Annotated in this window: 11 protein-coding genes; all 11 read right to left on the reverse strand. The window is 49.3% G+C overall.

Annotated features, from left to right (window positions below):
• Nucleotides 1-162: 162 nt before the first annotated feature.
• The 11 genes from tuf to LIZ87_RS01890 all read right to left on the reverse strand — a co-directional run bounded on the left by tuf (nt 163) and on the right by LIZ87_RS01890 (nt 13,253).
• Nucleotides 163-1,356, reverse strand: a complete 1,194-nt coding sequence (tuf, locus tag LIZ87_RS01840) for an elongation factor Tu (RefSeq protein ID WP_178315290.1) — start codon at nt 1,354-1,356, stop codon at nt 163-165.
• Nucleotides 1,357-1,484: 128 nt separating this feature from the next.
• Entirely contained in the window at nt 1,485-3,602 is a 2,118-nt protein-coding gene (gene fusA / locus LIZ87_RS01845) for an elongation factor G (protein ID WP_178315288.1), read from the reverse strand.
• A gap of 80 nt (nt 3,603-3,682) precedes the next feature.
• On the reverse strand, nt 3,683-4,153 hold the full coding sequence (rpsG, locus tag LIZ87_RS01850) for a 30S ribosomal protein S7 (RefSeq protein WP_176255006.1): 471 nt from the start codon (nt 4,151-4,153) through the stop codon (nt 3,683-3,685).
• 258 nt (nt 4,154-4,411) lie between these two features.
• Nucleotides 4,412-4,831: a 30S ribosomal protein S12 gene (gene rpsL, locus LIZ87_RS01855; protein ID WP_227145038.1), complete on the reverse strand. Its 420-nt coding sequence runs from the start codon at nt 4,829-4,831 to the stop codon at nt 4,412-4,414.
• 242 nt (nt 4,832-5,073) lie between these two features.
• On the reverse strand, nt 5,074-6,465 hold the full coding sequence (ltrA, locus tag LIZ87_RS01860) for a group II intron reverse transcriptase/maturase (RefSeq protein ID WP_227145040.1): 1,392 nt from the start codon (nt 6,463-6,465) through the stop codon (nt 5,074-5,076).
• A gap of 539 nt (nt 6,466-7,004) precedes the next feature.
• Complete coding sequence (locus LIZ87_RS01865; protein WP_178315284.1) at nt 7,005-7,382, reverse strand: cupin domain-containing protein; 378 nt, start codon at nt 7,380-7,382, stop codon at nt 7,005-7,007.
• Nucleotides 7,370-8,404, reverse strand: coding sequence for a LacI family DNA-binding transcriptional regulator (locus LIZ87_RS01870; protein ID WP_227145042.1), 1,035 nt, complete (start codon nt 8,402-8,404; stop codon nt 7,370-7,372). Before LIZ87_RS01870 ends, LIZ87_RS01865 begins: the two co-directional genes overlap by 13 nt.
• A 23-nt stretch (nt 8,405-8,427) precedes the next feature.
• Nucleotides 8,428-10,410, reverse strand: coding sequence for an FAD-dependent oxidoreductase (locus tag LIZ87_RS01875; protein WP_227145169.1), 1,983 nt, complete (start codon nt 10,408-10,410; stop codon nt 8,428-8,430).
• Nucleotides 10,411-10,482: 72 nt separating this feature from the next.
• Nucleotides 10,483-11,247, reverse strand: a complete 765-nt coding sequence (locus LIZ87_RS01880; protein WP_227145044.1) for a 3-ketoacyl-ACP reductase — start codon at nt 11,245-11,247, stop codon at nt 10,483-10,485.
• Between the two features lie 177 nt (nt 11,248-11,424).
• On the reverse strand, nt 11,425-12,714 hold the full coding sequence (locus LIZ87_RS01885; protein ID WP_227145046.1) for a TRAP transporter large permease: 1,290 nt from the start codon (nt 12,712-12,714) through the stop codon (nt 11,425-11,427).
• Nucleotides 12,711-13,253: a TRAP transporter small permease gene (locus tag LIZ87_RS01890; protein WP_178316364.1), complete on the reverse strand. Its 543-nt coding sequence runs from the start codon at nt 13,251-13,253 to the stop codon at nt 12,711-12,713. Before LIZ87_RS01890 ends, LIZ87_RS01885 begins: the two co-directional genes overlap by 4 nt.
• Between the last annotated feature and the right edge of the window lie 102 nt (nt 13,254-13,355).

Below are 13,355 nucleotides of genomic sequence, written 5' to 3' on the forward strand. Positions count from 1 at the left end.
AAACTGCTATTCGTTTACATGGTAGCACGTTTTGGGGGAGCTGTCAACCGGACAGGTTTTCCATATTTAGCGCTCTCCGTACACAATATCAGAAAAGCCCGGAAAACACTGGGCCTTCCGGGCAATCTTATGCTTGAACAAAATATCCGTTCAGATATTTAATTACTCAATGATAGATACAACTCTACCAGATCCTACTGTACGTCCGCCCTCACGGATAGCGAAACGAAGACCCTGCTCCATAGCTACTGGATGAATCAGCTCTACGGTCATCTCTACGTTATCGCCAGGCATACACATCTCGGTACCAGCTGGCAGCTCGCAAACGCCGGTAACGTCAGTTGTTCTGAAGTAGAACTGTGGACGATAGTTGTTGAAGAAAGGTGTATGACGGCCGCCCTCGTCCTTTGTCAGAACGTAAACCTGAGCGGTGAACTTGTGATGGCACTTAACAGAACCTGGCTTGCACAGGCACTGTCCACGCTCGATCTCTGTTCTCTGAACGCCACGCAGCAGAGCGCCGATGTTATCACCAGCCTGAGCCTCGTCAAGCAGCTTACGGAACATCTCGATACCAGTAACAACAGTCTTACGAACGTCCTCATGGATACCGATGATCTCAACTTCGTCATTCAGATGCAGAGTACCACGCTCTACTCTACCGGTAGCAACAGTACCACGACCAGTGATGGTGAATACATCCTCTACAGGCATAAGGAATGGCTTATCTGTCTCACGAACAGGATCCGGAACCCAGCTGTCAACAGCGTCCATAAGCTCAAGGATCTTATCGCCCCACTCGCTGGAAGGATCCTCCAGAGCCTTCAGAGCAGAACCCTGGATGATTGGTGTGTCATCGCCTGGGAACTCGTACTCGTTCAGCAGCTCACGGATCTCCATGTCAACCAGCTCAAGCAGCTCAGGATCGTCAACCATATCGCACTTGTTCATGAATACTACGATATAAGGAACGCCTACCTGACGGGACAGAAGGATGTGCTCTCTTGTCTGAGCCATAACACCATCGGTTGCAGCTACAACCAGGATAGCGCCGTCCATCTGAGCAGCACCAGTGATCATGTTCTTAACGTAGTCAGCATGTCCTGGGCAGTCAACGTGTGCATAGTGTCTGTTATCTGTCTCGTACTCTACGTGTGCGGTAGAAATAGTGATTCCACGCTCTCTCTCCTCTGGAGCCTTATCGATGTTCTCGAATGCTACAGCCTCGCCAGTACCCTTTCTCTCATGAAGAGTCTTGGTGATAGCAGCTGTCAGAGTTGTTTTACCATGGTCAACGTGTCCGATGGTACCAATGTTACAATGTGGTTTAGTTCTTTCAAACTTAGCTTTAGCCATTTTATAACGTCCTCCTTAATTTGCGCCCTGTATAATGGGCTATTATAGTTAATGTCAGGCTATCAATCATTATATTCTATTTTTCCTTGATTTACAAGCCTTTTGTGCATAAAAACATTGCCTATCTCTTATCTCTTATGCTCAGACAGAACCTTTTCCTGAACGTTCTTCGGTACCTGCTCATATCTCTCAAAGAACATGGAGTAGTTACCGCGTCCCTGTGTTCTGGAACGAAGGTCTGTAGAGTATCCGAACATCTCAGACAGCGGAACATAGGCCTTAACCATCTTACCGCCGCCAATGTCCTCCATACCCTCGATACGTCCACGGCGTGAGTTGATATCACCGATAACATCACCCATGTACTCCTCAGGCATGGTAACCTCTACCTTCATGATCGGCTCAAGCAGAACTGGATTGCCCTTGTGCATAGCATCCTTGAATGCCATGGATCCGGCAATGTGGAATGCCATCTCAGAAGAGTCAACCTCGTGGTAGGAACCGTCATATACGTCAGCCCATACACCCAGTACCGGGAAGCCGCCCAGAACACCAGTCTTTGCAGCTTCTTCAATACCCTCTCCAACTGCCGGGATGTACTCCTTCGGAATAGCACCGCCCACAACGGAAGAAGTGAACTTGAAGGTCTCTTCTGCATTTGCTTCCATAGGTGTGAAGTGAACCTTACAATGACCGTACTGTCCACGTCCGCCAGACTGTTTTGCGTACTTGCTGTCAACATCAACAGCCTTTGTAAATGTCTCTTTATAAGCAACCTGCGGAGCACCAACGTTAGCCTCTACGTTAAACTCACGCAGCAGACGGTCTACGATGATGTCCAGATGAAGCTCGCCCATACCGGAGATGATGGTCTGGCCTGTCTCCTCGTCTGTACGAACGCGGAAGGTCGGATCCTCCTCTGCCAGTTTTACAAGAGCATCGCCCATCTTGTCCTGGCTGGCCTTTGTCTTTGGCTCGATCGCGATATCGATAACCGGCTCCGGGAACTCCATGGACTCAAGGATAACTGGATTCTGCTCATCACAGATCGTATCACCGGTAGTTGTGTTCTTGAAACCAACTGCTGCAGCAATATCACCAGAGTAAACCTTGCTCAACTCCTGTCTCTTATTTGCGTGCATCTGAAGGATACGTCCTACACGCTCCTTCTTGCCCTTTGTTGCATTCAGTACGTAAGAACCGGAGTTCAACGTACCGGAATACACACGGAAATATGCCAGCTTACCAACGAATGGGTCAGTCATGATCTTGAATGCAAGAGCAGAGAATGGCTCTTCGTCAGAAGAATGACGCTCAACTTCGTTGCCCTCCATGTCAACACCCTTGATAGATGGGATGTCTGTAGGAGCAGGCATATACTCAAGGACTGCATCCAGAAGCTTCTGAACGCCCTTGTTGCGGTAAGCGGAACCGCAGCATACCGGAATAGCGGTACACTCACAGGTAGCCTTTCTCAAAGCTGCCTTTAATTGCTCAACAGAAGGCTCTTCACCTTCCAGATACATCATCATCAGATCATCATCCAGCTCGCAGATCTTCTCTACCAGCTCAGTGTGATACAGCTCTGCGTCATCCTTCATATCCTCCGGGATCTCGCAGATAGTGATGTCTTCGCCCTTATCATCGTTGTAGATGTAGGCTTCCATCTCGAACAGGTCGATGATTCCTTTGAATTCATCTTCCTTGCCGATGGGCAGCTGCAGGCAGATCGGGTTCTTGCCCAGTCTGGTCTTGATCTGCTCTACTGCGCCGTAGAAGTTCGCACCCAGGATGTCCATCTTGTTGATGAAGGCCATACGGGGAACGTTGTAGGTATCTGCCTGACGCCATACATTCTCTGACTGAGGCTCAACGCCGCCCTTTGCACAGAAAACGCCTACAGCGCCGTCAAGTACACGCAGGGAGCGCTCTACCTCTACTGTGAAGTCAACGTGTCCTGGAGTATCAATGATATTGATACGGTGCTCCAGAGCGCCATCCTTCTTCTTCGCATGATCCTGCAGAGTCCAGTGACAGGTTGTTGCAGCTGAAGTAATCGTGATACCTCTCTCCTGCTCCTGAGCCATCCAGTCCATGGTAGCAGTACCTTCGTGGGTATCACCAATCTTATAGTTAATACCAGTATAATACAGAATACGCTCTGTCAATGTGGTCTTACCAGCATCGATATGAGCCATGATTCCGATATTCCTGGTTCTCTCCAATGGATATTCTCTTCCAGCCAAGGGATTTTCCTCCTTAATCAATCGCAACTATCCAGGACTTACGTCCTTAACAATTGCAAACAAGCTATGCCGCTGTGTAATTAGAAGCGATAATGAGCAAATGCCTTGTTTGCCTCTGCCATCTTGTGCATATCTTCTTTCTTCTTTACAGATGCGCCGGTGTTGTTTGCAGCATCCATAATCTCGTTTGCCAGTCTCTCCTCCTGGGTCTTCTCGCCTCTCTTACGGGAGTAGAGGGTGATCCAGCGCAGAGCCAGGGCCTGTCTTCTCTCCGGCTTAACCTCGATGGGTACCTGATAGGTAGCGCCGCCGATACGTTTTGCCTTAACCTCCAGAACAGGCATGATGTTGTTCATTGCCTCTTCAAATACTTCGATAGCGTCTTTTCCGGTTGACTCAGCAACACGGTTGAAAGCGCCGTATACAATCTTCTGTGCAACACCCTTCTTGCCGTCTAACATAATGTTGTTGATCAGCTTTGTAACAACCTTGTTGTTGTAGATCGGGTCTGCCAGAACGTCTCTCTTCTGAGTATGTCCTTTACGTGGCACGTTACTTCCCTCCTTAATACTGCTTCAGACCATCTGCCGGCGCATCCGGCCTTCCGCTTTTCATTAATTCACCGGTACTCACATGTTTCCATAAAATGTGTTTCGTGCGCGGTATCTATATTTCCTGCAACCTACAGGTCAATATCACAATCCGGCACTAACATCGCGGGAACTGCAGCCTCTCAGCCTCTGCCCCGCAGTCACTTTACTGCTGTTAGTGGTACTATCATTTTTTGCGAAGTCTCGCTTCGCAGCTGCTTATTTCTTGTCTTTCGGTCTCTTAGCGCCGTACTTGGAACGAGCCTGCTTTCTGTTAGCAACACCTGCTGTATCCAGTGTACCTCTAACGATGTGGTATCTTGTACCTGGCAGGTCCTTCACTCTTCCTCCACGGATCAGAACAACGCTATGCTCCTGAAGGTTGTGACCCTCTCCTGGGATGTAGCTTGTTACTTCGATACCATTGGAAAGACGAACTCTGGCGATCTTTCTCAGTGCTGAGTTAGGCTTCTTAGGGGTAGCAGTCTTAACAGCTGTGCATACACCGCGCTTCTGTGGTGCAGATGCGTCTGTTGCCTTCTTCTGTAAAGAGTTGTAACCCTTCTGCAGAGCCGGAGCAGTAGACTTCTTCACGCTGGTCTGTCTTCCCTTTCTTACTAACTGGTTAAATGTTGGCATCCTTTTCACCTCCTGTGATATTGTCTGTGGTTGCTGTGATATTTCAGCTTTTGTGCACCAAAACATAAGTGTTTACGCACACCCACTTATTATATACATGGAAAAATGTTCTGTCAAGGTATTTTATCTGCATTTTCAAAAAGTCTTGAAACATATCAATTTTCTATATAAATCGAGTAGGAGGCGGTGATTAGCCGCCGTCCTCTCACACCACCGTGCGTACCGTTCGGTACACGGCGGTTTCAATAGTTGACGTGCATAGACTGATATGCTGTGGCTAAATCATAGAAGCCCCAGTGTATCAGTCTTTCTTTTGTTAACGCTCTTTGAACCACACCATTTCCTGCCATTCGCCAATAAGCCTTGCGGCTGTAGGCTGCTTCGCGGGCTGCCCATTCGGGCAGCCCCAGACCCAGCAGTTTCCGTCTGCGTGTCTTTGGCAGTTTCCACTGCTTCCAGATACACATACGAATCCGGCGGTACAGCCATCCATTCAGTGATTCGATGTTGTTCTTCATGTCTGCCATGCTAAAGTAGTTCAGCCATCCCCGCATATATACTTTTATGCGTTCCATGGTTTTCACTATACTTCCACACTTGCTCCGGGAAGTGAGCATCCGAAGTTTATCCTTGGCTTTCTTCCATGACTTGGCATGTACACGGATGCAGATGCCTTTGCCATTCTTCCCGAGGCAGAAACCAAGATACTTAAAATTTCGGATTGCAAACACACTGACCGTACGGCTTTTCTCCCGGTTCACCTTCAGTTTCAGTGTACCTTCGAGATATTTCGTGCTGGTCTCCAACAGTCTTTTCGAGGCTCGCTCACTCTTCGCAAGCAGTACGATGTCATCCGCATATCGGATGCACGGCACGCCCCTTCTCCTGAATTCCTGGTCAAACTCATTCAGATAGACATTGGCAAGCAGGGGAGAAAGATTTCCTCCCTGCGGTGAGCCTTTTTCTGTCTCAATGACAACACCGTTTTCCATCACTCCACTCTTCAGATACCGCTTTATCATCTGTATCACTCTTTCATCCTTTACATTCCTGCGCAGGATGTTGATGAGCAGCTCATGGTTCAGCGTGTCGAAGTACTTTGACAGGTCAAGAACAACTGCCCTTGTATATCCCTGTTCTGCATACTCTTTGATCTTCTGAATAGCATCCTTTGCGCTCCGTCCCGGTCGATAACCATAGCTTCCGTCCGAAAACAAAGGCTCATAGATGGGCATCAGCTGTTGTGCCATTGCCTGTTGGATGATGCGGTCTATAACGGTAGGAATACCCAGCTTGCGTACTCCGCCGTCTGGCTTCGGGATTTCCTTTCTTCGTACAGGTGACGGCGTGTAATGACCGCTTCTTATCTTCTGTACGAGTTCGTGGTTATGTTCCTTCAGCCACGGAAGTGCGTCCTCAACAGTCATTCCATCGGTTCCCGGCGCTCCTTTGTTTGCCTTTACTCTTTTGTAAGCACGGTTCAGGTTATCCTTTTCCAGTACCTTACCTAAGATGTCCGGCTCTGCACTGTCTCTTTCCTTCCATATCCGGTTGAACGAGCGGTTCGCTCTTACATACCCTTTACGTTCCGCGCTATCTCTTTGCAAGCAGCTTTCTGTGTTTTCTGCACCCATGTGCCCATTCCTCCTTTCCGGGTCGTACTAAAGACTCCTATTGATTTGGTCCTTCGTCTGTTACACCAACTGGCGTTCCAGCTTACTATGACCTCTGCTGACTCCTGCGCGTTCAACGCATCTTCACAGATGCGGTTACCTCTTTCAAAGCATTTCACACAGGTCTCCCCGGGTACCACACGTTTCTTTCTCTCCATCCATCTGTCACATTTATCCCCCGTGATTCCGTGCAGTTATTGGGCTTCGGCTTGCTTTGCAGTCTTACCCTCACGAAAGACCTTATATGTGATTTCTGTACGTCAGACCAGAGATTTGCCCGTGGTTAGTCTGTTCCCACATCCAGCTTCCTTCAGATTCCACCTCACGATGGACACCCTTGCTTTCGGCTATATCCTTCCCACTGCCGGGCGGACTCGGGACTTTCACCCGTTAGAAACGTGCGCCGCCGGGCGCACAAAAGAAACCGGATACCACATATCAATAAACGATACATGGTATCCGCCTTTCATTTTCTATATTCTATAACCATCAAAAACCGTCTATTTCAACTCCCCCGACTGCTCCTGTGCCCAGTGATCCACGATCACGCTGGGCGCATAGACGAACATCATATGCATGTCGCTGTCACCGGTATTATGCAGGGAATGCTTTTTCCAGGAGGGGACGAACACATAATCTCCTTCCTTTACCTCCTGCTTCTCCCCGTCGACCTCCATCACACCCTGTCCCTTTAAAATGGTATAGGACTCGACCGTCTCATGGTCGTGTTCCGGGATGCCTCCGCCGGGATAAATCACCACATAACCCTGGCAGAACTTCTCTCCCTGGATGGCGCCGTTCTGCCCCAGGATGACCCTGGTACGCCTTCCGGCTGGAAATTCCATTCCTTCAATATCAAAAATATTTACTTTTTCCATATGCTTTCCTCAACAATTTCAGTATTCTCAAGTTGTTTGACTGAATCCCGGATAATGATCTTTCCACAAAAATAGGTGGTGCTCCTTCCTGCACAGGTTGCGGCCCGCATCTGCTCGGCCAGCTTGTCAAATACCAGCTCGGCAGTATCCTGGAGGGAATGGCGCAGGGTAGTCAGCGGCGGATTCAGATATTTCACAAAGGGGATATCATCAAATCCCACCACGGAAATGTCCTCCGGGATCCGAAGGCCTGCTTCATGGACTCCCTGATAGATGCCAAAGGCCATATAATCATTAAACGCGAACATGGCCGTAGGCCGGCGCTCCTCCTCCAAAAGCCGGAGGGTCCTCTGGCAGGCGTCATCCTCTGATTTAATATTCCGGAGAATATATTCTTCCCTTTGATGGATGCCGTATTCCTCCAGTGCCTTCATTGCACCGCTTAAGCGCTCCTGATTGTATTGCCTGTCCTTGTCATTGATCATCAAAGCGATATCACGATGGCCGTTTTCCAGCAAATGATGGACCATCTGATATGCCGCATCTACATTGTCAATATTAATGCATGGAACATCGATATCAAATGTTCTGTTTACGACCACCATCGGGATCGCCCCCACAAAGGGCTTAACATGCTCCACGCTCTCGGTGGATGCGATGTACAAAATGCCATCCACAAACAAATGCTGCAGCGTCTCAAAATACTCCTGCTCTTTTTTGGCATCTCCCAGTGCATCGCACAGGATCATGGAATAGCCGGCATTCGTTGCACATGCCTCCATGCATTTTACAATTTCCGGATAATATGGGTTTGTTATATCCGGGATGATCAGGCCGATCAGCTTGCTCCCACCCTTTTTCAGGCTCCTTGCTGCCAGATTAGGCTTATAATTCAATGCACTCACCGCTTCCAGCACCTTTTTCTTGGTCTCTGGCTCTACAAATGCAACTCCGGATAATGCTCTGGAGACCGTACTGGGAGACACACCTGCAAACTTCGCTACATCCCGAATTCCTGCCATACACAACACTCCCTTAATGATATCTATTTAAAGATACCATCTTTTCGGAAATTTTGCCACACATTTTCAAACCAAATATCGTTTTTCGGGATAGGACGCACAGCGCGCCAGTGGGGCCGGCAGCTGCCGCTGTCCGCATCATAAGATATTTCCTGGAGAACAGAGGTATCCGTCTCTTTTGTGATGTTCCGGAATAATTCATTCAGACGTTCATCCGGGAGCCTTCCCTGGGGGTTATACACCAGATAGGATCCCCTGCTGATCCCCACTGTCCTGGAATAATCCAGCATTGCCGCCAAATATACATACTGGCTCAGCAAGAGCTGTCTGAGCTGATACAGCCTTCCCAGCTCTGCCGGATCCGCTATTTTGTGGTGATCCCGGAAATAGGCGGCTTGCTTTCTGTTTTCTTCAATTGCCCTTTCCAGCCCCTTCTCACTGCGGATGCAGGCTCCATATTGGGTCATCCTGTGCTGAAGCTTCCTGCGCTCCTCTGCTATCTCCAGGTTAAGGCCATCTGTTTTGCTCAGGGCTTCCTCTGCAAAGCGCATTTCCTCCTCAAGGGCTTCCTTACAAGCCTCCAAAAATGCTTCCCGTCCCAACGGTTCTTCCCTGTAGTTATGGACAATAAACTGTGCAGCCCGCATGCTTCCTACCTGGCCGGAATTCAATGCGCTTCCCCCTGGGCGGTAGATCCCGTGGGAACCATTGGCCTCGCCGACTGCAAACAGGTGTGAAAGACTGGTCTCCCACCATTTGTTGGCTGCAATGCCGCCATTATTATGCTGGGCGCTCACCTGAATTTCCAGATATTCCCTGGAAAGATCAATGTGATGGCTGGAATACACCTCAATTGCCTTGGGATTCATCTTCTCCAGACGTTTATACGGAGTTTCTAACAGCGCCTGGCAATTTTCAAGATAGACTTTTCCATCTCCTGTCAAATACGTAAAATCAACCGCCCCATTTTTCTGAAGCGCCGATGGATTATGCATATAATCCAGGAAAACCCTCCGGCCTGACAGCACCGTCTCCTGATAGACCAGCAGGTCAATGAGTGAAGATCCCTGTTCAAAGGCCTTTCTGGGGTCAAAGGGCCACTGATATCCCTTTAAAAATATGGCGTTTACAAGCTTCCCCGGTGAATCGAAATAGGGCTCTAAAAATTCTCTCTCATCCTCCCCGTTGGCATCGGTAGACACATAGCGCGGGATACACTGCTGAAATGTGCCGGATAAATTCCAGCGGAACTTCACGGATGCAATGCCAAACTGGGATTCTGTCAGGTTCTTCGCCTTCACGCCCTCCCTAAGCAGCACGCCGAGTCCGCCTGTCTGGCTGGGAGGATACACGCTGGCCTCATACATGCCGGCCTCTCCGCCGGTAGCCCAGATCACATTATCTGCACTGAAAACAGCATACCGCTGTGCCTCGTCCCTGCACTTCTTTTTATTCAGCGCCAGTATCCCGCAGGCTCTGCGGTCACTGCCATTTTCCTTTACTAACAGCCTGACGGCCTGATAGCCGTCATAGATAGGGATAGCCTCTTCTTTCACCGCCTTTTCCAGGCACTCTGTCATATATCTTGATGTCAGAGGTCCGGCCGAGGTTCCACGCATTACCGGATCATGATCCGTTTTGTAGCCAATGTACTCGCCGCAGGAATTGTGCGGGAAGGGCACTCCCATTTCTACCAGCCGGAAAAATGCCCTCAGGGATCCGGCCGCCTCGCAGAGCGCCAGATCTCCGTCCATACAGCCCCCGTCAAACAGCGTCCGGGCCATTTGGGACACGCTGTCAGGTTCCGGGCCGTCTGTCATCAGTTTATAGTACGTCTGCTTGTCCGAGCCTGTATTTCTGGAGGTCCCCATCATAAGTCCTTCTGTAACCAGGGCAATGTGGGACTGGCCAAGCTGCTTTAACGCCAGCGCGGCATTTAACCCTGATGCGCCTGTTCCAACAATAATCGTATTATACTCATAAAACGGAATATCGTTATAATCCATGGTCAACTCCAATATCATCCTTCTTTTTATAGCTGCTGGTACTTCAAGCCCGGCTTTTAGGCTCTTTCTTCTCTAAAGGCGCTTAATGTGAAAGCCGCCGTCAACATCAATGTAGCTCCCGGTCGTATATGGGAAATCTCCGGATGCAAATGCTCTTACAGCTCTTGCCACATCCTCCGGGGTTCCCCAGCGTGCGATGGGAAACAGGCCCTGCCCGATCAGCCCTGAATATTTCTCCTCTACCTTCTTTGTCATATCCGTGCGGATGACTCCGGGCCGTACCTCGTAAACCAGGATCCCCTCTCCTGCCAGCCTGTCTGCATAAAGCAGGGTCAGCATAGAGATTCCCGCTTTGGAGATGCAGTATTCGCCCCGGTTAACAGAGCTCACCTCTGCCGAGCAGGAGGAAATATTGATGATAATACCCTTTCTCCCATCAACCGGCTCCTGGGCGGTCATTTCCCTGGCAACCCTCTGTGTGATGAACATGTTGGCCTTTGTATTGGTATCCATCACATAGTCATAGCTTTCCTCTGTCATTGTCAGAAGGTCTGCGCGGAGCTTAGGCGCCACCCCTGCATTGTTTACCAGCACATCGATCCTTCCAAACTCCTTAAACGCTTCTGTCACCACTCGCTCCCTGTCGGAAGAGCTGCTGATATCCCCTGTCAGCCAAAGGTAATCCACACCGCTTTCCTTTAGCTGCCTGCTGCTTTCAGGATAATGCTCCTCTTCTCTGGTAGCCATGAGTGCAACTCGAAATCCGGCCCGGCCCAGCTCCTTTACGATCGCCAGCCCGATTCCCCGGCTCCCCCCTGTCACAAATGCAGTTTTCATATCCTACTCCTTTTTTGTTTCTTCCTATATGTATGTTTACATCGTAACTGTTCAGTACCCTCACAGCTACGAGCAAAAATCCAATTAAAAACGGCTCCAACCATGGGATTTTTGCCTTCTGGCCCAGGTTATCTTACGGTCAGCGCAGCAAGTGCGCAGACCTACCGAACAGTTACTTTACATCAGCAGATTTGGCAGAGTCATCGTCAGCGCCGGAATATACGTGATCAGCATCAGCGTAATGAACATGGGAAGATATAACGGGAGAATGGCTTTGGAAACCTCCTCGATCTTCATATGTCCAATGGCGCAGCCTGTGAACAATGCGGTGCCAACTGGCGGTGTGCAGAGGCCAATGCCCAGATTCAGCATCATGATAACGCCAAACTGGATCGGGCTCATGCCAAAGCTCTGTACAACGGGAAGCAGGATAGGCGCCATGATCAGAACCAGCGGGGCCAGGTCCATAAAGCAGCCCAGCACCAGCAGGATGATATTGATCAAAAGAAGCACAATATACTTGTTATCGCTGATTCCCAAAAGCATATGGGTAGCCAGTGTGGGAACATTCAAATAGGTCATCATCCAGCCAAAGGCACCTGCAGCGGCGATCAGCCCATATACCATGGACAGCGTTTTCACTGTGTTGCCCAGTATCACCGGAATAACAGAAACCTTTAACTCCCGGTAGATGAAAAAGCCGACAATCGCACAGTAAATGCAGGCGACTGCTGCGGATTCTGTGGCGGTAAAGAAACCCGCCGAAACACCGCCGATTATGATAACCATGGCCAGCATGGCAAAAAAGGTATCCTTTGTCACAAGGAGCGCTTCCTTAAAGGGAACCTTTTCTCCCTTGGGATAGTTTCTCTTTTTCGAGATCACGTAGCAGCAGATCATAAGGGATATTCCCAGCAAAACCCCCGGAACATAGCCTGCGCAAAACAGGCTTCCCACGGAAACGCCGCCTGCTACCATAGAATACAGCACCATGTTATGGCTGGGCGGGATGATCAGTCCCTGGCAGGAGCTTGCCACTGTAACTGCAATGGAAAAATCCTTGTCATATCCCGCATCCTCCATCATGGGGATTTCCAGGACGCCCAGAGAGGAAACATCTGCGATGGCAGAGCCTGAGATCCCGCCGAACAGCATGGAAGCCAGAACATTTACATGGGCCAGGCCGCCGGTGATCTGTCCTACACATACATTTGCAAATTTAAGCAGGCGGCTGGAGATCCCTCCTGCTGCCATCAGCTCTCCCATCAGGATAAAGAAGGGAATTGCCAAAAGGGAAAATGAATTCAGCTGTTTACACATCTGCTGTACCAGGGTCATGGCCGGAATCTGCATATATATCATGGTTGCAGCCGTTGACAGCACCATTGCAAAGGTGATCGGCACCTTTATGATCACGCAGATGACAAAGGTCGAAAGAAGAATTGCGATCGCGATACTCTCACTCATTTGTCCTCCTCCTTTCCTTCCCCGCTCTTTTTTCCGTAGGAATCCTCCGTTTTTTTGTACTTTTTGAGACCCAGCAGATCAAGGATAACAAAATAAATAATGCAGGCCCCGCTGACCGGGATCATAATATACATCAATGTTGACGGAAGCTTTGTAACCGGAAGCGTTGAATTGCTGGTAGAAATACATATCCGCACTCCGTAGAGTAAAAAGATTACGCCCACTGACAGCTCCATAAGCTGGATCACACGGTCCACCACTTTTTTCAAGGCTGCCGGGAACCAGGAATAGAACATTTCCACCGCAATATGAAGATTCCGTTCTACACCAATGGCGATCCCCGCAAATGCCATCCAAATGGTCAAAAGCAGTGCAACCTCCTGATTCCAGCGGATATTGGAACGGAATATATTTCTTGCCACCACCTGCATACACACAATGAGGATCACAAACAGCAATACCCATCTGGCATAACCGTACAAAAGCCGGTATACCCAGTTAAAAGCTACAATCAGCCCTTTTTTTATTCCCTTCAACATAACTCTGTCTCCTATCTGATAGCTGCTGTTCACAGAGCGGCTGCAAACAGCCATTCCGTGGACAGCAGCAGCTGATTACTATAAAAGTCCCGCCGCCGGGCG

This window comes from Lacrimispora sp. 210928-DFI.3.58, assembly GCF_020554865.1.
Classification (GTDB): Bacteria; Bacillota; Clostridia; order Lachnospirales; family Lachnospiraceae; genus Enterocloster.